20 protein-coding genes and 2 tRNA genes are annotated in these 23219 nt (G+C 61.2%); 21 read left to right on the top strand and 1 reads right to left on the bottom strand.

Annotated features, from left to right (window positions below):
* Positions 1-52: 52 nt before the first annotated feature.
* The 7 genes from dnaK to PF66_RS08970 all read left to right on the top strand — a co-directional run bounded on the left by dnaK (position 53) and on the right by PF66_RS08970 (position 9793).
* Positions 53-1969 (top strand): molecular chaperone DnaK, encoded by a 1917-nt coding sequence (gene dnaK / locus PF66_RS09000; protein ID WP_054058261.1) that lies wholly within the window; start codon positions 53-55, stop codon positions 1967-1969.
* A gap of 150 nt (positions 1970-2119) precedes the next feature.
* Positions 2120-3244: a molecular chaperone DnaJ gene (dnaJ, locus tag PF66_RS08995; protein ID WP_054062493.1), complete on the top strand. Its 1125-nt coding sequence runs from the start codon at positions 2120-2122 to the stop codon at positions 3242-3244.
* 9 nt (positions 3245-3253) lie between these two features.
* Complete coding sequence (dapB, locus tag PF66_RS08990) at positions 3254-4060, top strand: 4-hydroxy-tetrahydrodipicolinate reductase (protein ID WP_054062492.1); 807 nt, start codon at positions 3254-3256, stop codon at positions 4058-4060.
* 357 nt (positions 4061-4417) lie between these two features.
* The gene (gene carA, locus PF66_RS08985; protein WP_054062491.1) at positions 4418-5554 is read left to right on the top strand and encodes a glutamine-hydrolyzing carbamoyl-phosphate synthase small subunit; all 1137 of its coding nucleotides are present in this window, start codon (positions 4418-4420) and stop codon (positions 5552-5554) included.
* Positions 5555-5659: 105 nt separating this feature from the next.
* Complete coding sequence (gene carB, locus PF66_RS08980; protein WP_054058272.1) at positions 5660-8881, top strand: carbamoyl-phosphate synthase large subunit; 3222 nt, start codon at positions 5660-5662, stop codon at positions 8879-8881.
* A 2-nt stretch (positions 8882-8883) separates the two neighbouring features.
* Positions 8884-9360: a transcription elongation factor GreA gene (greA, locus tag PF66_RS08975; RefSeq protein WP_054058271.1), complete on the top strand. Its 477-nt coding sequence runs from the start codon at positions 8884-8886 to the stop codon at positions 9358-9360.
* 28 nt (positions 9361-9388) lie between these two features.
* Entirely contained in the window at positions 9389-9793 is a 405-nt protein-coding gene (locus tag PF66_RS08970; RefSeq protein WP_054058257.1) for a hypothetical protein, read from the top strand.
* Between the two features lie 12 nt (positions 9794-9805).
* On the opposite strand, the gene PF66_RS08965 is transcribed toward PF66_RS08970, so the two are convergent.
* Positions 9806-10114, bottom strand: coding sequence for a YhbY family RNA-binding protein (locus tag PF66_RS08965; RefSeq protein WP_054058256.1), 309 nt, complete (start codon positions 10112-10114; stop codon positions 9806-9808).
* Between the two features lie 96 nt (positions 10115-10210).
* Between PF66_RS08965 and rlmE the strand changes: the two genes are divergently transcribed.
* The 14 genes from rlmE (at position 10211) to rpsO (ending at position 23218) form a co-directional block, all read left to right on the top strand.
* Positions 10211-10843 (top strand): 23S rRNA (uridine(2552)-2'-O)-methyltransferase RlmE, encoded by a 633-nt coding sequence (gene rlmE, locus PF66_RS08960; protein WP_017904126.1) that lies wholly within the window; start codon positions 10211-10213, stop codon positions 10841-10843.
* 199 nt (positions 10844-11042) lie between these two features.
* On the top strand, positions 11043-12953 hold the full coding sequence (gene ftsH, locus PF66_RS08955) for an ATP-dependent zinc metalloprotease FtsH (protein WP_054058255.1): 1911 nt from the start codon (positions 11043-11045) through the stop codon (positions 12951-12953).
* A gap of 8 nt (positions 12954-12961) precedes the next feature.
* Positions 12962-13813: a dihydropteroate synthase gene (folP, locus tag PF66_RS08950; RefSeq protein ID WP_054062490.1), complete on the top strand. Its 852-nt coding sequence runs from the start codon at positions 12962-12964 to the stop codon at positions 13811-13813.
* A gap of 16 nt (positions 13814-13829) precedes the next feature.
* The gene (gene glmM, locus PF66_RS08945; protein ID WP_054058253.1) at positions 13830-15167 is read left to right on the top strand and encodes a phosphoglucosamine mutase; all 1338 of its coding nucleotides are present in this window, start codon (positions 13830-13832) and stop codon (positions 15165-15167) included.
* A 66-nt stretch (positions 15168-15233) separates the two neighbouring features.
* Positions 15234-15989, top strand: a complete 756-nt coding sequence (tpiA, locus tag PF66_RS08940; RefSeq protein WP_054058252.1) for a triose-phosphate isomerase — start codon at positions 15234-15236, stop codon at positions 15987-15989.
* Between the two features lie 3 nt (positions 15990-15992).
* Positions 15993-16376: a preprotein translocase subunit SecG gene (secG, locus tag PF66_RS31880; RefSeq protein ID WP_081005950.1), complete on the top strand. Its 384-nt coding sequence runs from the start codon at positions 15993-15995 to the stop codon at positions 16374-16376.
* A 29-nt stretch (positions 16377-16405) separates the two neighbouring features.
* Positions 16406-16491: transfer RNA gene (locus PF66_RS08935), tRNA-Leu, on the top strand.
* 96 nt (positions 16492-16587) lie between these two features.
* Positions 16588-16664: transfer RNA gene (locus tag PF66_RS08930), tRNA-Met, on the top strand.
* 141 nt (positions 16665-16805) lie between these two features.
* Entirely contained in the window at positions 16806-17264 is a 459-nt protein-coding gene (gene rimP, locus PF66_RS08925; protein WP_054058270.1) for a ribosome maturation factor RimP, read from the top strand.
* A gap of 47 nt (positions 17265-17311) precedes the next feature.
* Positions 17312-18793 carry a transcription termination factor NusA gene (gene nusA / locus PF66_RS08920; protein ID WP_017904133.1) on the top strand — a complete coding sequence of 494 codons (1482 nt, stop codon included), beginning with the start codon at positions 17312-17314 and terminating at the stop codon, positions 18791-18793.
* 27 nt (positions 18794-18820) lie between these two features.
* Positions 18821-21337: a translation initiation factor IF-2 gene (gene infB, locus PF66_RS08915; protein WP_054058251.1), complete on the top strand. Its 2517-nt coding sequence runs from the start codon at positions 18821-18823 to the stop codon at positions 21335-21337.
* Between the two features lie 159 nt (positions 21338-21496).
* Positions 21497-21913, top strand: coding sequence for a 30S ribosome-binding factor RbfA (rbfA, locus tag PF66_RS08910; RefSeq protein WP_054062489.1), 417 nt, complete (start codon positions 21497-21499; stop codon positions 21911-21913).
* Positions 21914-21916: 3 nt separating this feature from the next.
* The gene (gene truB / locus PF66_RS08905) at positions 21917-22834 is read left to right on the top strand and encodes a tRNA pseudouridine(55) synthase TruB (protein WP_054058249.1); all 918 of its coding nucleotides are present in this window, start codon (positions 21917-21919) and stop codon (positions 22832-22834) included.
* Between the two features lie 114 nt (positions 22835-22948).
* Positions 22949-23218, top strand: a complete 270-nt coding sequence (rpsO, locus tag PF66_RS08900; protein WP_017904137.1) for a 30S ribosomal protein S15 — start codon at positions 22949-22951, stop codon at positions 23216-23218.
* The last annotated feature ends 1 nt before the right edge of the window (position 23219 follow it).

Genomic DNA, 23219 nt, shown 5'->3' with positions numbered 1-23219 from the left:
CGCAGTTGGCAATAACCGCTGCGGCAAAAAATCCAAGTTTCGGGAGAGTGAAATGGGCAAAATTATCGGTATCGACCTGGGGACTACCAACTCCTGCGTCTCCATTCTGGAAAACGGCAACGTCAAGGTGATCGAGAACGCCGAAGGCGCTCGCACCACGCCGTCGATCATTGCATACGCCAACGATGGCGAAACCCTGGTTGGCCAGTCGGCCAAGCGTCAGGCTGTAACCAACCCGCACAACACCCTGTACGCGGTGAAGCGTCTGATCGGTCGCAAGTTCGACGAAGAAGTCGTACAGAAAGACATCAAGATGGTTCCGTACAAGATCGCCAAGGCCGACAACGGTGACGCCTGGGTTGAAGTGAACGGCCAGAAGATGGCTCCGCCACAGATTTCGGCTGAAATCCTGAAGAAGATGAAGAAGACCGCCGAAGACTACCTCGGCGAGGCCGTGACCGAAGCGGTGATCACCGTTCCGGCCTACTTCAACGACAGCCAGCGTCAGGCTACCAAAGACGCCGGCCGTATCGCCGGTCTGGACGTCAAGCGCATCATCAACGAACCTACCGCGGCCGCACTGGCCTACGGCATGGACAAGGCCAAGGGCGACCACACCGTCATCGTTTATGACCTGGGTGGTGGTACCTTCGACGTTTCCGTGATCGAGATCGCCGAAGTCGATGGCGAGCACCAGTTCGAAGTACTGGCCACCAACGGTGACACCTTCCTCGGTGGTGAAGACTTCGACATCCGTCTGATCGACTACCTCGTCGACGAATTCAAGAAAGAAAGCGGCATGAACCTCAAGGGTGACCCGCTGGCGATGCAGCGCCTGAAGGAAGCTGCCGAAAAGGCCAAGATCGAGCTGTCGTCCTCGCAGTCGACCGACGTCAACCTGCCGTACATCACGGCTGACGCCACCGGTCCGAAGCACCTGAACGTGAAGATCTCCCGCGCCAAGCTGGAAGCGCTGGTGGAAGACCTGGTTCAGCGCACCATCGAGCCTTGCCGCATCGCTCTGAAAGACGCCGGTATCGACGTCGGTTCGATCAACGACGTGATCCTGGTCGGCGGTCAGACCCGTATGCCGCTGGTGCAGAAGGCCGTGACCGATTTCTTCGGCAAGGAACCACGCAAGGACGTCAACCCTGACGAAGCCGTTGCCATGGGTGCTGCGATCCAGGGCGCCGTACTGGCCGGTGACGTGAAGGACGTGCTGCTGCTGGACGTCAGCCCGCTGACCCTGGGTATCGAAACCATGGGTGGCGTGATGACCGCGCTGATCGAGAAGAACACCACTATTCCGACCAAGAAGTCGCAAGTGTTCTCGACTGCCGACGACAACCAGAGCGCCGTGACCATCCACGTGCTGCAGGGTGAGCGCAAGCAGGCCGCGCAGAACAAGTCTCTGGGCAAGTTCGACCTGTCCGAGATCCCGCCAGCGCCACGTGGCGTGCCGCAGATCGAAGTGACCTTCGACATCGACGCCAACGGCATCCTGCACGTCGGCGCGAAGGACAAGGCTACCGGCAAGGAGCAGAAGATCACCATCAAGGCCAACTCCGGCCTGTCGGATGAAGAAATCCAGCAAATGGTGCGCGACGCCGAGCTGAACGCCGAGGAAGACCGCAAGTTCGAAGAGCTGGCCGCTGCCCGTAACCAGGGTGATGCGCTGGTTCACTCGACTCGCAAGATGGTCGCTGACGCCGGTGACAAGGTGACCGCGGAAGAGAAGACCGCGATCGAAGCCGCCGTGGTTGCCCTGGAAGCCGCCGTGAAGGGCGACGACAAGGCAGCCATCGACGCCAAGGTCGAGGAGCTGTCCAAGGTCTCCGCACCTGTGGCGCAGAAGATGTACGCCGAGCAGGGCGCCAAGCCTGAAGCCGGTGCGCAGCCTGCCCAGGAAGAAGCGCACAAGGACGACGTCGTCGACGCCGAGTTCGAAGAAGTCAAAGACCACAAGTAATTCTGCTTGTTGGTCGGCCGGTTGACTGCGTTTGCGCGGTGACTGGTAGGATGTCGCCGCGCGGGAGCTTGCTCCCGCGTTGGCGTGTCTGGAGTACGCAAATTTTTACAGCATGCGACTACGCTCGGGTGCTGGCCTCAGGGGCAATTTATGGCAAAGCGTGACTATTACGAGGTATTGGGGGTCGAGCGTGGCTCCAGCGAGGCGGAGCTGAAAAAGGCTTATCGTCGTCTTGCGATGAAATATCACCCGGACCGCAACCCGGATGACAAGGCTGCGGAAGAGAAATTCAAGGAGGCCAACGAGGCCTACGAGGTTCTGTCCGATTCCAGCAAGCGCGCCGCTTACGACCAGTACGGTCATGCCGGCGTCGACCCGAGCATGGGTGGCGGTGGTGCCGGTTTCGGTGGGCAGAACTTCTCCGACATCTTCGGCGATGTGTTCAGCGATTTCTTTGGTGGTGGTCGCGGCGGTTCCCGTGGCGGCGCCCAGCGCGGCAGTGACCTGCGCTACACCCTGGAACTGAACCTGGAAGAAGCGGTGCGCGGGACCACCGTGAATATCCGTGTGCCGACACTGGTCAACTGCAAGCCGTGCGACGGTTCCGGCGCGAAGAAGGGTTCTTCGCCGGTGACCTGTCCGACCTGTGGCGGTATCGGCCAGGTGCGCATGCAGCAGGGCTTCTTCTCGGTGCAGCAGACCTGCCCGCGTTGCCATGGCCAGGGCAAGATCATTTCCGATCCGTGCGACTCCTGCCATGGCCAGGGCCGTGTCGAAGAGTACAAGACGCTGTCGGTCAAGGTGCCTTCGGGCGTCGATACCGGCGATCGTATTCGCCTGTCCGGCGAGGGCGAGGCGGGCACCCAGGGTGGTCCGACCGGCGACCTGTATGTGGTGATCAACGTGCGTGAGCACGATATCTTCCAGCGCGACGGCAAGCATCTGTACTGCGAAGTGCCGATCAGCTTCGTCGATGCGGCCCTGGGGGGCGAGCTGGAAGTGCCGACCCTCGATGGCCGGGTCAAGCTGAAGATTCCGGAAGGCACCCAGACCGGCAAGCAGTTCCGTCTGCGCGGCAAGGGTGTGGCGCCGGTGCGTGGCGGTGGGGCGGGCGACCTGATGTGCCGCGTGGCCGTCGAGACGCCCGTGAACCTGAGCCGTCGTCAGCGCGAGCTGCTGGAAGAATTCCGCGCTTCGCTGGATGTCGACAGCTCCCATTCGCCCAAGGCCAGCGGTTGGTTCGAGGGCATGAAGCGCTTCTTCGGCGACCTGTAAGGAGCGTTTATGCGACGTATAGCTGTGATGGGTGCCGCCGGGCGCATGGGCAAGATCCTGGTCGAGGCGGTACAGCAGCAGGTGCCGGTTGCCGGCCTGACGGCGGCCGTGGTGCGTCCGGGCAGTTCGCTGGTCGGCGCCGATGCCGGTGAGCTGGCTTCCCTGGGGCGTATCGGCGTGCCGTTGTCCGATGCCCTGGAGAAGGTGGCGCAAGAGTTCGATGTATTGATCGACTTCACCCTGCCGGAAGTGATGCTGAAGAACCTGGCGTTCTGCCGCAAGGCCGGCAAGGCCATGGTCATCGGTACCACTGGCCTGACGGGCGAGCAGAAACAGTTGCTGGTGGAGGCGGGCAAGGACATTCCGATCGTCTTCGCCGCCAACTTCAGCGTGGGCGTCAACCTGTCGCTGAAACTGCTGGAGCTGACCGCCCGCGTGCTGGGCGAGGATGCGGACATCGAGATCATCGAGACCCATCACCGGCACAAGGTCGACTCGCCTTCGGGGACGGCCATGCGCATGGGCGAGGTGATTGCCGATACGCTGGAGCGTGACCTGCAAAAGGTCGCGGTCTATGGGCGTGAAGGTCATGTCGGCGCGCGGGCGCGTGACACCATCGGCTTTGCCACCGTGCGCGGTGGTGACGTGGTGGGCGATCACACCGTCTTGTTTGCGACCGAGGGTGAGCGCCTGGAAATCACCCACAAGGCCTCGAGCCGCATGACGTTCGCCAAGGGAGCCGTGCGTGCGGCGCTGTGGCTGGATGGCAAGGCGGCCGGGCTGTACGACATGCAGGATGTGCTCGACCTGCATTGATGTCAGGGCGGACACCTGTTTCTGGTGCGCCTCGTTCTTGTAGGAGCAGGGCTTGCCTGCGAAGCTTTTAGCGGCCTCGGGGTCGCTTTCGCGGGCAAGCCGCGCTCCGGCAGGGGTGTGACAGGAGCGGGCGCATGCCTCTCACACCGCTTGGCGACGTCCTGTCGCATTTCCTGGCCTTCAAGGCTCATTAGCGGTGGATTAAAAAAGCATTTTTCTGTAAGCTACAGCTTTAGTGTGTCCACTAAAAGCGCGCAGAATAATTCAGTGAAAGAAGCGGGGTGACGTGTCCATACGTCACTCCGCTTTTTTACAACCTGCGATCGCCCTTTCAGGCTTTATTTACGGGAGGTCTTCTTGACTAAGCCAGCCATACTTGCCCTTGCTGATGGCAGCATTTTTCGCGGCGAAGCCATTGGAGCCGACGGCCAGACCGTTGGTGAGGTGGTGTTCAACACCGCAATGACCGGCTATCAGGAAATCCTTACCGATCCTTCCTACGCCCAACAGATCGTTACCCTGACCTACCCGCACATCGGCAACACCGGCACCACGCCGCAAGACGCCGAGTCCAACCGTGTATGGTCGGCCGGCCTGGTCATCCGCGACTTGCCGCTGGTGGCGAGCAACTGGCGTAACACCCTGTCCCTGTCTGACTACCTGAAGGCCAACAATGTCGTGGCCATCGCCGGTATCGACACCCGTCGCCTGACCCGCATCCTGCGTGAAAAAGGCTCGCAGAACGGCTGCATCCTGGCCGGTGACAACATCACCGAGGAAGCGGCCATCGCCGCAGCGCGCGGCTTCCCGGGCCTGAAGGGCATGGACCTGGCGAAAGTCGTCAGCACCAGGGAAGCCTACGAGTGGCGTTCGACCGTCTGGGAACTGAAGACCGACAGTCACGCGACCATCGATGCCGCCGACCTGCCTTACCACGTCGTGGCCTACGACTACGGCATCAAGTCGAACATCCTGCGCATGCTGGTCGAGCGCGGCTGCCGCGTCACCGTGCTGCCGGCCCAGGCGCCTGCCAGCGAAGCCCTGGCCCTCAACCCGGATGGCGTGTTCCTGTCCAACGGCCCTGGCGATCCGGAGCCTTGCGACTATGCGATCCAGGCCATCAAGGAAATCCTGGAAACCGACATCCCGGTGTTCGGCATCTGCCTGGGTCACCAACTGCTGGCCCTGGCCTCCGGTGCCAAGACCATCAAGATGGGTCACGGCCACCACGGTGCCAACCACCCGGTACAGGACCTGGACACCGGTGTCGTCATGATCACCAGCCAGAACCACGGTTTCGCCGTGGACGAAGCGACCCTGCCAGGCAATGTCCGGGCTATCCACAAGTCGCTGTTCGACGGCTCGCTGCAAGGCATCGAGCGCACCGACAAGAGCGCGTTCAGCTTCCAGGGCCACCCTGAAGCCAGCCCGGGCCCGAACGACGTGGCACCGCTGTTCGATCGCTTCATCAATGAGATGGCCAAGCGTCGTTGATTGCCTGAACGCCCAGGGCGGCCCCGCCACGCGGAGGCCCCCTCGGCAACTTCAAGGATTGTTCAACGGCTTGCCGACTGACCCGCGGATTTGAGTGACAAACCCATGCCAAAACGTACAGACATTAAAAGCATCCTGATTCTCGGTGCCGGCCCGATCGTCATCGGCCAGGCCTGCGAATTCGACTACTCCGGCGCCCAGGCCTGTAAAGCCCTGCGCGAAGAGGGCTACCGCGTCATTCTGGTGAACTCCAACCCGGCGACCATCATGACCGACCCGGCCATGGCGGATGCGACCTACATCGAGCCGATCAAGTGGCGCACCGTGGCCAAGATCATCGAGAAGGAGCGTCCGGACGCCCTGCTGCCAACCATGGGTGGCCAGACCGCCCTGAACTGCGCTCTGGACCTGGAGCGCGAAGGCGTGCTGGAGAAGTTCGGCGTGGAGATGATCGGCGCCAACGCCGACACCATCGACAAGGCCGAAGACCGTTCGCGTTTCGACAAGGCGATGAAATCCATCGGCCTGGAATGCCCGCGTTCCGGTATCGCCCACAGCATGGAAGAGGCCAATGCGGTCCTCGAGAAGCTCGGCTTCCCGTGCATCATCCGTCCGTCCTTCACCATGGGCGGCACCGGTGGCGGTATCGCCTACAACCGTGAAGAGTTCGAAGAAATCTGTGCCCGTGGTCTGGACCTGTCGCCGACCAAGGAACTGCTGATCGACGAATCGCTGATCGGCTGGAAAGAATACGAAATGGAAGTTGTCCGCGACAAAAAGGACAACTGCATCATCGTCTGCTCCATCGAGAACTTCGACCCGATGGGCGTGCACACCGGTGACTCGATCACCGTGGCGCCGGCCCAGACCCTGACCGACAAGGAATACCAGATCCTGCGTAACGCCTCCCTGGCGGTACTGCGCGAGATCGGCGTGGAAACCGGTGGTTCCAACGTCCAGTTCGGTATCTGCCCGAACACCGGCCGCATGGTCGTCATCGAGATGAACCCGCGGGTATCGCGTTCCTCGGCGCTGGCTTCGAAGGCCACCGGCTTCCCGATCGCCAAGGTCGCCGCCAAGCTGGCTGTGGGCTACACCCTGGACGAACTGTCGAACGACATCACCGGCGGCAAGACCCCGGCGTCCTTCGAGCCGTCGATCGACTACGTCGTCACCAAGCTGCCACGCTTCGCCTTCGAAAAATTCGGCCAGGCCGATGCGCGCCTGACCACCCAGATGAAGTCGGTGGGTGAAGTCATGGCCATCGGCCGGACCTTCCAGGAGTCCCTGCAGAAAGCCCTGCGCGGCCTGGAAGTGGGCGTCTGCGGCCTGGACGAGAAAGTCGACCTGAGCAATCCGGAAAGCATGAGCGTGCTCAAGCGCGAACTGACCGTGCCGGGCGCCGAGCGTATCTGGTACGTGGCGGACGCCTTCCGCGCCGGTCTGAGCGTCGAAGAAATCTTCGGCATGAACATGATCGACCCCTGGTTCCTGGTGCAGATCGAGGACCTGGTCAAGGAAGAAGAGCGCGTCAAGACCCTGGGCATGGCCGCCATCGACCGTGACCTGATGTTCCGCCTCAAGCGCAAGGGCTTCTCCGACCAGCGTCTGGCCAAGCTGCTGGGCGTGACCGAGAAGAACCTGCGTACCCACCGCCAGAAGCTGGAAGTGTTCCCGGTCTACAAGCGCGTCGACACCTGCGCGGCCGAGTTCGCCACCGACACCGCCTACCTGTACTCGACCTATGAGGAAGAGTGCGAGGCCAACCCATCGACCCGCGACAAGATCATCATCCTGGGTGGCGGCCCGAACCGTATCGGTCAGGGCATCGAGTTCGACTACTGCTGCGTACACGCGGCACTGGCGCTGCGCGATGACGGCTACGAGACCATCATGGTCAACTGCAACCCGGAAACCGTTTCCACCGACTACGACACCTCCGATCGCCTGTACTTCGAGCCGGTGACCCTGGAAGACGTGCTGGAAATCGTCCGCGTCGAGAAGCCCAAAGGCGTGATCGTCCAGTACGGCGGCCAGACTCCGCTGAAACTGGCGCGTGCCCTGGAAGCGGCCGGCGTACCGATCATCGGCACCAGCCCCGACGCCATCGACCGTGCCGAAGACCGTGAGCGCTTCCAGCAGATGGTCGAGCGCCTGAACCTGCGTCAGCCGCCGAACGCCACCGTGCGCAGCGAAGACGAAGCCGTGCGTGCGGCCAGCAGGATCGGCTATCCGCTGGTGGTGCGTCCGTCCTACGTTCTGGGCGGCCGGGCGATGGAAATCGTCTACAAAGAGGAAGAGCTCAAGCGCTACCTGCGTGAAGCGGTCCAGGTGTCGAACGACAGCCCGGTCCTGCTCGACCACTTCCTCAACTGCGCCATCGAGATGGATGTGGACGCGGTCAGCGACGGCACCGACGTGGTGATCGGCGCGATCATGCAGCACATCGAGCAGGCCGGCGTTCACTCCGGTGACTCCGCGTGCTCGCTGCCACCGTACTCGCTGCCGGCGCACATCCAGGACGAGATGCGCGAACAGGTCAAGAAAATGGCCCTGGAACTGGGCGTGGTCGGCCTGATGAACGTGCAACTGGCCCTGCAGGGCGAGGACATCTACGTCATCGAAGTGAACCCGCGTGCCTCGCGTACCGTGCCGTTCGTGTCGAAGTGCATCGGTGTGTCCCTGGCCATGATCGCCGCCCGCGTGATGGCTGGTAAGACCCTGAAGGAACTGGGCTTCACCAAGGAAATCATCCCGAACTTCTACAGTGTGAAAGAGGCGGTGTTCCCATTCGCCAAATTCCCAGGCGTCGACCCGATCCTCGGCCCTGAGATGAAGTCCACCGGTGAGGTGATGGGTGTCGGCGATACCTTCGGCGAAGCTTTCGCCAAGGCGCAGATGGGGGCCAGCGAAGTGCTGCCGACCGGCGGTACCGCGTTCATCAGCGTGCGTGACGACGACAAGCCACTGGTTGCAGGCGTGGCCCGTGATCTGATCAACTTGGGCTTCGAAGTGGTGGCGACCGCCGGTACTGCCAAGGTGATCGAGGCGGCAGGCCTGAAAGTGCGCCGGGTCAACAAGGTGACCGAGGGCCGTCCGCACGTCGTGGACATGATCAAGAATGACGAAGTCACCCTGATCATCAACACGACCGAAGGTCGCCAGTCGATTGCCGACTCGTACTCCATTCGTCGTAACGCGCTGCAGCACAAGATCTACTGCACAACCACCATTGCTGCTGGCGAAGCCATCTGCGAAGCGCTCAAGTTCGGTCCCGAGAAGACCGTGCGTCGCTTGCAGGATCTACACGCAGGATTGAAGGCATGAGCATAACCAAGTACCCCATGACTGTTCAGGGTGCCAAAGCCCTGGAAGATGAGCACGCTCACCTGACCAAGGTCGTCCGTCCCAAGCTGAGCCAGGACATCGGCACGGCCCGCGAGTTGGGTGACCTGAAGGAAAACGCCGAATACCATGCTGCCCGCGAGCAGCAGGGTATGGTCGAGGCGCGGATCCGCGATATCGAAGGTCGTCTGCAGAACGCGGTGATCATCGATGTCACGACTATTCCGCACACCGGCAAGGTGATTTTCGGCACCACGGTGGAGATCGCCAACGTCGAGACCGACGAGAGCGTGACCTATCACATCGTGGGTGAGGATGAAGCTGACATCAAACAGGGCAAGATCTCGGTGGTTTCCCCCATCGCCCGTGCCCTGATCGCCAAGGAAGAAGGCGATGTCGTGACCGTCAAGACGCCTGGTGGCGTGATCGAGTACGAGATTGTCGCAGTCCGTCACATCTGAGCGCAGACGCCCGCTACGCGCGGGCGCCATGCTCTGGCAGCTGGCCCAGATGCTCTGGGTCGGCGGCTTGTGGCTATTGCATGTGGGACTGTTGCCGGTCCTTGCGCAAATCGGCCTGGCTCCGTTGCTGATCGAGGAGATCGGTGCTCAGTTGGGCGTCCTTTTGGTGGGATTTGCAGTGGTCTGCGTGACCGTGCAGGTCCTGGTGCTGGTTTTTGCCGAAGGTCGGTCGAGCCTGTGGCGCGATACCCGTGGGCAATTGCTGTTGATGGGCTGGTATGCGTGCGCGATGTATTTCGCGGTGCGTTACTGGCAGCCGCAAGCCTTGCGCTGGCAGTTGTTCAGTTACCTGGTGCTCGGCCTGTCCGGCCTGGTGCTGGTGCTGCAGCCCGTGCCGGGCGAGGGTGGCAGGGCACGCGAAGCGTACCCTTGACCCTGCCGGGTATCACTTGTAGCGGTGAACGTTCGACAGTTGCTTGTTGACGTCGAAGTTGCGGCGATAAATCAGTGCCATCTTGCCGATGACCTGAACCAGGTCCGCCTTGCCGACCTTGCACAGTTCCGCGATGTGCGCCTGGCGTTGCTCGCGATCGAGGATGTTGAGCTTGACCTTGATCAGCTCGTGGTCGTTCAGGGCGCGCTCGAGTTCGGCTAGCACACCTTCAGTCAAACCGTTGTCAGCCACAGTCAATACTGGTTTCAGATGGTGGCCAATGGATTTGTACTGTTTCTTCTGCTCTTGAGTGAGCGGCATAATCTGACCCCTGCGTCTGATCTGGTAAAAAAATGGCGGCTAGTTTACCCGAGCGAGTCCGGGACCGCCCAGTTAATCTATTTTTCGAGGTGGCCCGTGGCCCGTTCCAAGACCAGCCATAACTGGCTGAAAGAGCATTTCAACGACCCATTCGTCAAAATGGCGCAAAAGGACGGCTATCGTTCCCGTGCCAGCTACAAGCTGCTGGAGATCCAGGAGAAGGACCGGCTGATCCGTCCGGGCATGAGCGTGATCGACCTCGGCGCGGCGCCGGGTGGCTGGTCGCAGGTGACCAGTCGTCTGATTGGTGGCCAGGGTCGCCTGATCGCCTCCGATATCCTGGATATGGACGCCATTCCCGACGTGACCTTCATCAAGGGCGACTTCACCGAGGACGCCGTGCTGGCGCAAATCCTTGAGGCGGTCGGAAATTCCGAGGTGGACCTTGTGATTTCCGATATGGCCCCCAATATGAGTGGTACGCCCGCTGTGGATATGCCGCGCTCGATGTTCCTTTGCGAGCTGGCGCTGGACCTGGCGGGGCGTGTGTTGCGCCCTGGTGGTGATTTTCTGATCAAGATCTTCCAGGGCGAAGGCTTCGACGAGTACCACAAGAACGTGCGCAAGATGTTCGAGAAGGTGCAGATGCGCAAGCCGAGTTCGTCCCGCGATCGTTCCCGCGAGCAGTACCTGCTGGGGCGTGGTTTCCGCGGACGCGATACCGAGTAATAGGTTTTTTGGGCTGGGCAATAGGAAATTCGCATTTCGCCTCGTGAACATAAGCGAATATTGTGTAGTCAATGTTTCACAAAGGGTTACAGACGGCTCCTGCGCAGCTGTAGGTAATGTAGTAAGTTACGCCGGTGAATTTCATGCGAAGCGCGCGCCACAAGCGGAGCTGGCTTCAGAGGGCACTTAATTGAACGATATGGCAAAGAATCTGATCCTGTGGTTGATCATCGCAGCCGTCCTGGTGACGGTGATGAACAACTTCTCCAGCCCTAACGAGCCACAGACCCTCAACTATTCCGACTTCATCCAGCAGGTCAAGGACGGCAAGGTCGAGCGTGTCGCCGTGGATGGCTATGTGATCACCGGCAAGCGCAACGATGGCGACAGCTTCAAGACCATTCGTCCGGCGATCCAGGACAACGGCCTGATCGGCGACCTGGTCGACAACCACGTCGTGATCGAAGGCAAGCAGCCTGAGCAGCAGAGCATCTGGACCCAGTTGCTGGTGGCCAGTTTCCCGATCCTGGTGATCATCGCGGTGTTCATGTTCTTCATGCGCCAGATGCAGGGCGGTGCGGGCGGCAAGGGCGGGCCGATGAGCTTCGGCAAGAGCAAGGCGCGCCTGCTGTCCGAAGACCAGGTGAAAACCACCCTGGCCGACGTCGCCGGTTGCGACGAGGCCAAGGAAGAGGTTGGTGAGCTGGTCGAGTTCCTGCGTGATCCGGGCAAGTTCCAGCGTCTGGGCGGTCGTATTCCCCGCGGCGTGCTGATGGTCGGCCCTCCGGGTACCGGTAAGACCCTGCTGGCCAAGGCCATCGCCGGTGAGGCGAAAGTACCGTTCTTCACCATTTCCGGTTCCGACTTCGTCGAAATGTTCGTCGGTGTGGGTGCCAGCCGCGTGCGCGACATGTTCGAGCAGGCAAAGAAACACGCACCGTGCATCATTTTCATCGACGAGATCGACGCCGTGGGTCGCCATCGTGGCGCCGGCATGGGTGGCGGTCACGACGAGCGCGAGCAGACCCTCAACCAGTTGCTGGTGGAGATGGATGGTTTCGAAATGAATGACGGCATCATCGTCATCGCCGCGACCAACCGTCCCGACGTGCTCGACCCGGCGTTGCTGCGTCCCGGCCGTTTCGACCGCCAGGTGGTGGTCGGCCTGCCGGATATCCGCGGTCGCGAGCAGATTCTCAAGGTGCATATCCGCAAGGTGCCGGTCGGTGACGACGTCGCGCCTGCCGTGATTGCCCGTGGTACCCCGGGTTTCTCCGGTGCCGACCTGGCCAACCTGGTCAACGAGGCCTCCCTGTTCGCCGCCCGCGCCAGCAAGCGCATCGTCGAAATGAAGGAGTTCGAGCTGGCCAAGGACAAGATCATGATGGGCGCCGAGCGCAAGACCATGGTCATGTCCGAGAAGGAAAAGCAGAACACCGCGTATCACGAAGCCGGTCACGCCATCGTCGGCCGTCTGGTGCCCGAGCATGACCCGGTGTACAAGGTCTCGATCATTCCGCGCGGTCGCGCGCTGGGTGTGACCATGTTCCTGCCGGAAGAGGATCGCTACAGCCTGTCCAAGCGCGCGCTGATCAGCCAGATCTGCTCGCTGTACGGCGGTCGTATCGCCGAGGAGATGACCCTGGGCTTCGACGGTGTGACCACCGGTGCCTCCAACGACATCATGCGCGCCAGCCAGATTGCCCGGAACATGGTCACCAAGTGGGGCCTGTCCGAGAAGCTTGGCCCGCTGATGTATGCCGAGGAAGATCAGGAAGTCTTCCTGGGGCGTGGCGGTGGTGGCCAGAACGCCAGCTTCTCCGGCGAGACGGCCAAGCTGATCGACTCCGAGGTGCGCAGCATCATTGACCAGTGCTATGGCACGGCCAAGCAGATCCTCACCGACAACCGCGACAAGCTCGACGCCATGGCCGATGCGCTGATGAAGTACGAGACCATCGATGCCGACCAGATCGACGACATCATGGCCGGTCGTACTCCACGCGAGCCGCGTGACTGGGGTGGTTCGGGCTCTTCGGGCACCACGCCTCCGGTGGTGAAGAACGAGCGTCCTGAAGCTCCGATTGGCGGCCCTGCGGCTGATCACTAAGGTTTGAAATGACTTCTGTTCAGTCCTCGACCCGGTTGCCTTGCGGCAACCGGGTTCTTGATTTGGCCCGGACGCATGTCATGGGCATTCTCAACGTTACCCCCGATTCCTTTTCCGATGGCGGGCGCTTCAGTCAGCTGGACGCGGCGTTACGGCATGCCGAAGGCATGGTCCAGGCCGGAGCTACGCTGATCGATGTCGGTGGTGAATCGACCCGGCCGGGTGCGCGGGTCGTTTCGCCGCTGGAAGAACTGGAGCGGGTGGCGCCGATCGTCGAGCGCATCCACCGTGAGCTGGATGTGATCATCTCGGTCGACACCTCGACGCCGGCGGTGATGCGTGAAACCGCGCGACTCGGTGCCGGCCTGATCAACGACGTGCGCTCGCTGCAGCGCGACGGTGCCCTGGACGCGGCAGCGGCTACCGGTTTGCCGGTGTGCCTGATGCACATGCTCGGCGAACCTGGCGACATGCAGGACAACCCGTACTACGACAACGTCACGCAGCAAGTGCAGGCGTTTCTCGTCGAGCGTATGCGTGAGTGTGAAGCCGCGGGAATTCCTGCCGAGCGGATTGTCCTGGACCCGGGATTCGGCTTTGCGAAAACCCTGGAGCACAACCTGAGCCTGTTCAAGCATATGGAGCAGTTGCACGTGCTGGGTAGGCCGCTGTTGGTGGGTGTTTCGCGAAAGAGCATGATAGGCCTGACACTGGGGCGACCGGTGGGTGAGCGCCTGTATGGCAGCCTGGCCCTGGCGGCGTTGGCGATGAGCAAGGGCGCGCGGATCCTGCGCGTCCACGATGTGGCCGAAACGGCCGACGTGGTCAAGATGCTCGCTGCGGTTGAAGCTGCCGAATAAGAACGATGGAGCACGTATGAAGAAGAAATATTTCGGCACCGACGGTATTCGGGGCCGCGTCGGACAGTATCCGATCACCCCTGATTTCATGCTCAAGCTGGGCTGGGCCGCCGGTATGGCGTTCCGCAAGCAGGGCACCTGTCGCGTCCTGGTTGGCAAGGACACCCGGATCTCCGGCTACATGTTCGAATCCGCCCTGGAGGCCGGTCTCTCCGCGGCAGGCGCCGACGTGATGCTGCTGGGGCCGATGCCGACCCCGGCCATCGCCTACCTGACCCGTACGTTCCACGCTGAGGCGGGGATCGTCATCAGTGCTTCGCACAACCCCCATGACGACAACGGCATCAAGTTCTTCTCCGGCGAAGGCACCAAGCTGCCGGATGAAGTCGAGCTGATGATCGAGGAGCTGCTCGATGCGCCGATGACCGTGGTCGAATCGGAAAAGCTCGGCAAGGTTTCGCGGATCAACGACGCGGCCGGTCGCTACATCGAATTCTGCAAGGGCAGCGTGCCGACCGGTACCAAGCTGTCCAACCTGAAGATTGTGCTCGATTGCGCCCACGGTGCGACCTACAAGGTGGCGCCCAGCGTTTTCCGCGAGCTGGGCGCGCAGGTCACCGCGCTGTCGGTGCAGCCCAACGGGCTGAACATCAACGACAACTGCGGCTCGACCCACATCAAGCCGTTGCAGGCCGCGGTGCTGGCCGAGCAGGCTGACCTCGGCATCGCCTTCGACGGTGATGGCGACCGGGTGCTGATGGTCGATCACACCGGTACGGTGGTCGATGGCGATGAACTGGTGTTCATCATTGCCCGTGACCTGGCCGAGCGCGGCAAGCTCAACGGTGGCGTGGTTGGCACTCTGATGAGCAACCTCGGAATGGAACTGGCGCTGAAGGAGCTGGATATTCCGTTCGTGCGCGCCAATGTCGGCGACCGTTATGTGATCGCCGAACTGCTCGAGCGCGACTGGCTGGTCGGTGGCGAGAACTCGGGGCATATCCTGTGCCTGAATCACAACACCACGGGGGACGCGATCATTGCGGCGCTGCAGGTGCTGCTGGCGTTGCGTCGTCGTGGCGAGACCCTGGCCGAGGCGCGCCAGGTCGTGCGCAAATGCCCACAGGTGCTGGTCAACGTGCGTTTCGGCGGCGGTGTCGACCCGGTCAAGCACCCGCAGGTGGTTGCCGAATGCGAGCGTGTCACCGAGGCCATGAACGGTCGTGGTCGGGTACTGCTGCGCAAGTCGGGGACCGAGCCGCTGGTGCGTGTGATGGTCGAAGGCGAGGACGAAGCGTCCGTTCGTGGGCATGCCGAAGGGCTGGCAAAACTGGTTGCTGAAGTTTGTGCCTGAATTTGGCTTGCCAGTGATGATCTGGTTGGGTAATATCTGCGCCCACTTTAACCCGCGAGGTAGAGCATGCGTCGCCCCCTGGTAGCTGGTAACTGGAAAATGCACGGTACCCGCGCCAGCGTCGCTGAGCTGATCAAGGGGCTGCGGAATCTGGCCCTGCCGAGCGGTGTTGATGTTGCGGTATTCCCGCCTTGCTTGCATATCACCCAAGTGGTCGATGGTTTGAAGGGCAAGTCGATTTCGGTCGGCGCGCAGAACTCTGCAGTGGAATCCATGCAAGGCGCCTTGACAGGTGAGATCGCACCGAGCCAGTTGGTCGATGCAGGTTGTTCCCTGGTGCTGGTTGGGCACTCTGAGCGTCGCCAGATAATGGGCGAGACCGATCGGATGCTCAATCGCAAGTTTGCGGCAGCGCAGGCTTGCGGGCTGATTCCGGTGCTGTGTGTAGGGGAAACCCAGGCGCAGCGTGAAGCCGGCAAGACGCTGGAAGTGGTTTCGCGTCAGTTGGGCAGCATCATCGAAGAGTTGGGTGTCGGTGCTTTTGCCAAGGCTGTCATCGCTTACGAGCCGGTCTGGGCCATTGGTACCGGGCTGACAGCTTCGCCGCAACAGGCGCAGGATGTGCATGCAGCCATTCGCGCGCAGTTGGCGGCAGAGAATTCCGAAGTCGCTCAAGGTGTGCGGCTTCTGTACGGCGGCAGCGTGAAGGCGGCCAATGCGGTCGAACTGTTCGGCATGCCGGATATCGATGGGGGGCTCATTGGTGGGGCTTCCCTGAATGCAGATGAATTCGGTGCGATTTGTCGCGCTGCGGGAAACTGAGAAATGCTGGAAACGATCGTAGTCGTTCTTCATCTGTTGGCTGCACTGGGGGTTGTTGCTCTCGTACTGCTGCAACAGGGTAAAGGTGCGGAAGCTGGTGCATCTTTCGGCGCAGGTGCTTCAAATACTGTGTTCGGAAGCCAAGGTTCCTCTACCTTTCTTAGTAAGTTTACTGCTATACTTGCCGCAGGTTTCTTCATAACCAGCTTAGGGTTAGGATACTTTGCTAAAGAGAAAGCTCACCAGCTGACTCAAGCAGGTCTGCCAAGCCCGGCAGTGTTGGAAGCACCAAAGCAAAAGCCGGCATCTGATGATGTACCGGTGCTCCAGGAGCAGAAGTCGGCCACTCCGGCAGGCGATGTACCTCAGGCTCCAGAGCAGAAGTAAAACGGGTTTCATGCTGTAAACGTTGTATTGCCGAGGTGGTGGAATTGGTAGACACGCAACCTTGAGGTGGTTGTGCCCATAGGGTGTAGGGGTTCGAGTCCCCTTCTCGGTACCAATTATCAGGAGAGCCCGCTGTTGCGGGCTTTCTTGTAGGTGGAAGGTTACATTGACCCAAAAAGGGATCAGTCGTATACTTTTGCCCCAGCTTTGTCGCGGGGTGGAGCAGCCTGGTAGCTCGTCGGGCTCATAACCCGAAGGTCGTCGGTTCAAATCCGGCCCCCGCAACCAGTTTTAGCGGAGCCCCTTTTCAGGGGCTTTTTGTTAGCTGGACACAATCGATGCCGCATTTCGACGGCATTTCAGGGATGGGCGATTCGCCCATTTTTTGTTTTCTTAAATCGCATGCACATCATGCACGAGGGGGTTCAGGTGTCGAGCAAGCTAGAACAGTTGCAGGCCTTGCTGGCCCCGGTGGTCGTGGCCCTGGGCTATGAATGCTGGGGTATCGAGTTTTCCGCTCAAGGCCGCCATTCCGTGTTGCGCGTTTATATCGATAAAGAGGGTGGTGTTCTGGTGGATGACTGCGCCATCGTCAGTCGCCAGATCAGTGGCGTGCTGGATGTCGAAGATCCGATTTCCACTGAATACACCCTTGAAGTTTCCTCTCCTGGCATGGAACGCCCGCTGTTCACCCTTGAACAGTTTGCCTCGCATGCCGGCGAACAAGTGAAAATAAGGCTGCGCTCGCCTTTCGAGGGACGACGCAACTTTCAGGGCCTTCTGCGTGGAGTGGAAGAGCAGGACGTCGTGGTGCAGGTAGATGACCACGAGTTCCTGTTGCCGATCGATTTGATCGACAAGGCCAACATTATTCCCAGTTTTGACTGAGACGCGGATCCCGCGGATCCAATGGCTTGCGAAAGGCGAGGCGTACGATGAGCAAAGAAGTATTGCTGGTTGTTGAGTCGGTATCCAATGAAAAGGGTGTACCGGCAGGCGTGATTTTTGAGGCGCTGGAGATTGCTCTGGCGACTGCTACCAAGAAACGCTTTGAAGACGAAGTTGACCTGCGTGTGGAAATCAACCGCCACACCGGTTCCTATGAGACTTTCCGTCGTTGGACTGTGGTCGAGGAAGCCGATCTTGACGATCCGGCGATCGAGACCTGGCCAAGCAAGGTGGCCCTGACCCATCCGGGTGCCAAGGTTGGCGATGTCGTCGAGGAGAAGATCGAGTCCATCGAGTTCGGTCGCATCGCTGCCCAGACCGCCAAGCAAGTCATTGTGCAGAAGGTTCGCGAAGCCGAGCGTGCGCAGGTGGTCGATGCCTACCGCGAGCGCCTGGGCGAAATCATCTCCGGTACCGTGAAGAAGGTCACCCGCGACAACGTCATCGTTGACCTGGGCAACAACGCCGAGGCGCTGCTGGCGCGTGAAGACATCATTTCCCGCGAGACTTTCCGCGTCGGTGTACGGGTTCGTGCACTGCTCAAGGAAATCCGCACCGAGAACCGCGGTCCTCAGCTGATCCTGTCGCGTACCGCGCCGGAAATGCTGATCGAGCTGTTCCGTATCGAAGTGCCCGAGATCGCCGAAGGGCTGATCGAGGTGATGGCGGCGTCCCGTGACCCGGGTTCGCGTGCCAAGATCGCTGTCCGCTCCAAGGACAAGCGTATCGACCCGCAGGGCGCGTGCATCGGCATGCGTGGTTCGCGCGTCCAGGCCGTCTCCGGCGAGCTGGGTGGCGAGCGTGTGGATATCGTGCTGTGGGACGACAACCCGGCGCAGTTCGTCATCAACGCCATGTCGCCGGCTGAAGTCGCGGCGATCATCGTTGACGAAGACGCCCATGCGATGGACATCGCCGTGGGTGCCGACAACCTGGCCCAGGCCATCGGCCGCGGCGGTCAGAACGTGCGTCTGGCCAGCCAGCTGACCGGCTGGACCCTGAACGTGATGACCGAGTCGGACATCCAGGCTAAGCAACAGGCAGAAACCGGTGACATCCTGCGCAACTTCATCGACGAGCTGGAAGTCGACGAAGAGCTGGCACAGGTGCTGGTCGATGAAGGTTTCACCAGCCTGGAAGAAATTGCCTACGTACCGTTGGAAGAGATGCTCAACATCGACGGCTTTGACGAGGAAATCGTCAACGAGCTTCGCGCTCGTGCCAAGGATCGCCTGTTGACCAAAGCCATCGCTACAGAGGAAAAGCTGGCAGACGCCCATCCGGCCGAAGACCTGCTCTCGCTTGAGGGTATGGACAAGGATTTGGCGATGGAACTGGCGGTGCGCGGCGTCATTACCCGCGAAGACCTGGCCGAGCAGTCGATTGACGACCTGCTCGACATCGACGGCATCGACGATGATCGTGCCGGCAAGTTGATCATGGCCGCCCGAGCCCACTGGTTCGAGTAATTAGGCGCGGCCTGAGGAGAGAAGTGCATGACGCAAGTCACGGTGAAACAACTGGCCGATGAGGTCAAAACACCGGTAGAGCGCCTGTTGCAGCAGATGCGTGAGGCAGGTCTGCCGCACACCGCCGCCGAGGAACATGTGAGCGACAGCGAGAAGCAGTCGCTGCTGACTCACCTGAAGAGCAGCCACAAGGCGAAAGTGGAAGAACCGCGCAAGATCACCTTGCAGCGCAAAACCACCAGTACCCTGCGTGTTGCCGGCAGCAAGAGCATCAGTGTTGAAGTACGCAAGAAGAAAGTCTTCGTACAGCGCAGCCCGGAAGAAATCGAAGCCGAGCGCAAGCGCGAGCAGGAAGAACGTCGCGCCGTAGAAAATGCGGCCCGTCAGAAGGCGGAAGAAGAAGCCAAGCGTCGCGCCGAAGAAGAAGCGCGTCGCCAGCCTGCGCCTGCCCCTGTGGTCGAGCCTGTGGTCGAAGCGGTTGCCGCTCCGGTCGAGCTCGACGAGCCTGTGCGTGAAGCGCCGGTTGCCGCGCCTGCGCCGGCTGCCGAGCGCAAGCGCGAAGAGCCGCGTCGCTCCGACAAGTCCCGTGGCGACGAGAATCGTCGTGGCGACGGCGAGCGCAAGAACGCTCCGCACCGCGCTTCGGTCAAGGAAAAGGCTCCGGCCGTTCGTGTTGCCCCACGTACCACCGACGAGGAAAGCGATGGCTTCCGTCGTGGCGGTCGCGGCGGTGGCAAGGCCAAGCCGAAGAAACGCAACGTTCACGGTTTCCAGAACCCTACCGGTCCTGTGGTCCGTGACGTGAAGATCGGCGAGACCATCACTGTGGCCGACCTGGCCCAGCAGATGTCGGTCAAGGCTGCCGAAATCATCAAGTTCATGTTCAAGCTGGGTACTCCGGCGACGATCAACCAGGTTCTGGACCAGGAAACTGCCCAACTGGTTGCCGAGGAACTGGGCCACAAGGTGACCCTGGTCAGCGACACCGCCCTGGAAGATTCCCTGGCCGAGTCGCTGAAGTTCGAAGGTGAGGAATTCTCCCGCGCGCCAGTCGTGACCGTCATGGGTCACGTTGACCACGGCAAGACCTCGCTGCTCGACTACATCCGTCGTGCCAAGGTGGCCGCTGGCGAAGCCGGTGGTATTACCCAGCACATCGGTGCGTACCACGTGGAAACCGACCGCGGCATGGTCACCTTCCTCGACACCCCGGGCCACGCCGCGTTTACCGCGATGCGTGCCCGTGGTGCCAAGGCGACCGACATCGTGATCCTGGTGGTCGCGGCCGACGACGGCGTGATGCCACAGACCATCGAAGCGGTCCAGCACGCCCAGGCCGCCGGCGTACCGCTGGTGGTGGCGGTGAACAAGATCGACAAGCCGGGTGCCGACCTCGATCGCATCCGCAGCGAGCTGGCGACCCACGGCGTGACCCCGGAAGACTGGGGTGGCGATACGCCGTTCGTTCCGGTGTCGGCGAAAGTCGGTACTGGCGTCGACGAACTGCTCGAAGCGGTGCTGCTGCAGGCCGAGGTTCTGGAACTCAAGGCGACCCCTTCGGCTCCTGGCCGTGGCGTGGTGGTCGAGTCGCGCCTGGACAAGGGTCGTGGTCCGGTGGCGACCGTTCTGGTTCAGGACGGTACCCTGCGTCAGGGCGACATGGTCCTGGTCGGTTCGAACTATGGCCGCGTGCGTGCCATGCTCGACGAGAACGGCAAGCCGATCAAGGAAGCCGGCCCGGCGATTCCGGTCGAGATCCTCGGCCTGGACGGTACCCCGGATGCGGGCGACGAGATGAGCGTGGTGGCTGACGAGAAGAAAGCCCGTGAAGTCGCGCTGTTCCGCCAAGGCAAGTTCCGTGAAGTCAAACTGGCTCGCGCTCATGCCGGCAAGCTGGAAAACATCTTCGAAAGCATGGGCCAGGAAGAGAAGAAGACGCTCAACATCGTCCTCAAGTCCGACGTCCGTGGTTCGCTGGAGGCGCTGCAAGGCGCGCTCAACGGTTTGGGTAACGATGAAGTGCAAGTGCGCGTCGTCGGTGGCGGTGTCGGTGGTATCACCGAGTCCGACGCCAACCTGGCACTGGCCTCCAACGCCGTGCTGTTCGGCTTCAACGTGCGTGCCGATGCCGGCGCACGGAAGATCGTCGAGCAGGAAGGTCTGGATATGCGTTACTACAACGTGATCTACGACATCATCGAAGACGTGAAGAAAGCCCTGACCGGTATGCTGGGCAGCGACGTACGGGAGAACATCCTGGGCGTGGCCGAAGTCCGCGACGTGTTCCGTTCGCCCAAGTTCGGCGCCATCGCCGGCTGCATGGTGATCGAGGGTAGCGTGCACCGTAACCGTCCGATCCGCGTACTGCGTGAAGACATCGTGATCTTCGAAGGCGAGCTGGAATCCCTGCGCCGCTTCAAGGATGACGCGTCCGAAGTGCGTGCCGGCATGGAATGCGGTATCGGCGTGAAGAGCTACAACGACGTCAAGGTCGGCGACAAGATCGAAGTCTTCGAGAAGGTCCAGGTTGCTCGCAGCCTCTGACTCGCATGCTTCAAGAGCCGCGATGGCCTGCCGCAGCCTTGCTGCGCAGGCCGCGAGCGGACTCTAAACGCAACGCCCGGTCCGGCTTCTGCCAGGCCGGGCGTTTGCCGCTTTCAGACCTCGAGGGTTTTGCCCCGGGGCAGTAACAGGTAACAAGACATGGCAAAAGAATACAGCCGTACCCAACGTATCGGCGATCAGATGCAGCGCGAGCTGGCACAGCTGATCCGTCGTGAAGTCAAGGATCCGCGCGTCGGCCTGATCACCATCACCGCGGTCGACGTCAGCCGTGACGTCGGCCACGCTAAGGTCTACATCACCGTGATGGGCCAGGACAACCTGGAAGAGATCGCCCAGAGCATCAAGGTGCTCAACTCGGCGGCCGGTTTCCTGCGTATGCAACTGGCCCGTGAAATGAAGCTGCGCAGCGTGCCGCAGTTGCACTTCCACTACGATGAGAGCGTCGCCCGCGGTGCCCATCTGTCGGCCCTGATCGAGCGCGCCGTGGCCGAAGACAGCCTGCATGGCGAGGGCAGCGACCCTCAGACCGCCCAACCAGAAGACGGTCGGGAGTAAGCGGTGGCCCAGGTCAAACGTATCCGCCGCAACGTCAGCGGTATCATCCTGCTGGACAAGCCGCTGGGGTTCACCTCCAATGCGGCGCTGCAGAAGGTTCGCTGGCTGCTCAACGCCGAGAAGGCCGGCCACACCGGCAGCCTCGATCCGCTGGCGACCGGCGTGCTGCCGCTGTGCTTCGGCGAGGCCACCAAGTTCTCACAATACCTGCTCGATTCCGACAAGGGTTATGAGACCCTGATGCAACTGGGCAAGACCACCAGCACCGCGGACGCCGAAGGCGAGGTTCTGCAGACCCGCCCGGTGACCGTTGGTCGTGCCGATATCGAAGCGGTCCTGCCGGATTTTCGGGGCGAAATCAGTCAGATACCGCCCATGTACTCGGCGCTCAAGCGTGATGGACAGCCTTTGTACAAGTTGGCTCGTGCAGGGGAAGTAGTGGAGCGCGAACCGCGTTCTGTTACTATTGCGCGCTTGGAATTGCTCGCCTGCGAAGGCGATACTGCCCGACTGGCAGTGGAGTGCAGCAAGGGCACCTATATTCGTACCCTGGTGGAGGATATCGGTGAGCGGCTCGGTTGCGGTGCTTATGTCGCCGAACTGCGCCGGACCCAGGCCGGACCGTTCAGCCTGGCCCAGACGGTGACGCTCGAAGAGCTGGAAGCCGTTCATGCCGAAGGTGGCAACGAGGCGGTCGACCGCTTCCTGATGCCCTCGGACAGTGGCCTGCAGGATTGGCCTTTGCTCAAGTTCTCCGAGCACAGTGCGTTCTACTGGCTCAACGGCCAGCCAGTACGTGCCCCGGACGCGCCGAAGTACGGCATGGTTCGGGTACAGGATCATAACGGCCGCTTCATCGGTATCGGTGAAGTGAGCGAAGACGGGCGCATCGCGCCGCGTCGACTGATTCGGTCAGAATGACCGGACGAGGGTGGCTGTCAACAGGCACGGTCACTACTCTTTTATAAATGCGGGGATTTGTCTCCGGCCTGTTGAAACCGTCCCTGGATGGTTTCCTGATAGAAGGATTGCCACATGGCACTCAGCGTTGAAGAAAAAGCTCAAATCGTTGCCGACTACCAGCAAGCCGTTGGTGACACTGGTTCGCCAGAAGTGCAAGTTGCACTGCTGACCGCCAACATCAACAAGCTGCAAGGTCACTTCAAGGCCAACGGCAAGGACCACCACTCCCGTCGTGGTCTGATCCGCATGGTAAACCAGCGTCGCAAGCTGCTGGACTACCTGAAAGGCAAGGACGTGACTCGCTACAGCACCCTGATCGGTCGTCTGGGCCTGCGTCGCTGAT

It is taken from the genome of Pseudomonas asplenii (assembly GCF_001293465.1).
GTDB classification, from domain to species: Bacteria; Pseudomonadota; Gammaproteobacteria; order Pseudomonadales; family Pseudomonadaceae; genus Aquipseudomonas; species Aquipseudomonas fuscovaginae_B.
Note: the sequence above shows the minus strand (reverse complement) of the source record. Positions and strands in the feature narration are given on the sequence as shown.

Excerpts from the sequence above, each read along its gene's own strand:
- carB (WP_054058272.1), top strand. The coding sequence starts at position 5,660 with ATGCCAAAACGTACAGACATTAAAAGCATCCTGATTCTCGGTGCCGGC.
- PF66_RS08970 (WP_054058257.1), top strand. The coding sequence starts at position 9,389 with ATGCTCTGGCAGCTGGCCCAGATGCTCTGGGTCGGCGGCTTGTGGCTA.
- tpiA (WP_054058252.1), top strand. The coding sequence starts at position 15,234 with ATGCGTCGCCCCCTGGTAGCTGGTAACTGGAAAATGCACGGTACCCGC.
- dnaJ (WP_054062493.1), top strand. The coding sequence starts at position 2,120 with ATGGCAAAGCGTGACTATTACGAGGTATTGGGGGTCGAGCGTGGCTCC.
- dapB (WP_054062492.1), top strand. The coding sequence starts at position 3,254 with ATGCGACGTATAGCTGTGATGGGTGCCGCCGGGCGCATGGGCAAGATC.
- dnaK (WP_054058261.1), top strand. The coding sequence starts at position 53 with ATGGGCAAAATTATCGGTATCGACCTGGGGACTACCAACTCCTGCGTC.
- glmM (WP_054058253.1), top strand. The coding sequence starts at position 13,830 with ATGAAGAAGAAATATTTCGGCACCGACGGTATTCGGGGCCGCGTCGGA.
- PF66_RS08965 (WP_054058256.1), bottom strand. The coding sequence starts at position 10,114 with ATGCCGCTCACTCAAGAGCAGAAGAAACAGTACAAATCCATTGGCCAC.
- rbfA (WP_054062489.1), top strand. The coding sequence starts at position 21,497 with ATGGCAAAAGAATACAGCCGTACCCAACGTATCGGCGATCAGATGCAG.
- folP (WP_054062490.1), top strand. The coding sequence starts at position 12,962 with ATGACTTCTGTTCAGTCCTCGACCCGGTTGCCTTGCGGCAACCGGGTT.
- nusA (WP_017904133.1), top strand. The coding sequence starts at position 17,312 with ATGAGCAAAGAAGTATTGCTGGTTGTTGAGTCGGTATCCAATGAAAAG.
- infB (WP_054058251.1), top strand. The coding sequence starts at position 18,821 with ATGACGCAAGTCACGGTGAAACAACTGGCCGATGAGGTCAAAACACCG.
- rpsO (WP_017904137.1), top strand. The coding sequence starts at position 22,949 with ATGGCACTCAGCGTTGAAGAAAAAGCTCAAATCGTTGCCGACTACCAG.
- ftsH (WP_054058255.1), top strand. The coding sequence starts at position 11,043 with ATGGCAAAGAATCTGATCCTGTGGTTGATCATCGCAGCCGTCCTGGTG.
- secG (WP_081005950.1), top strand. The coding sequence starts at position 15,993 with ATGCTGGAAACGATCGTAGTCGTTCTTCATCTGTTGGCTGCACTGGGG.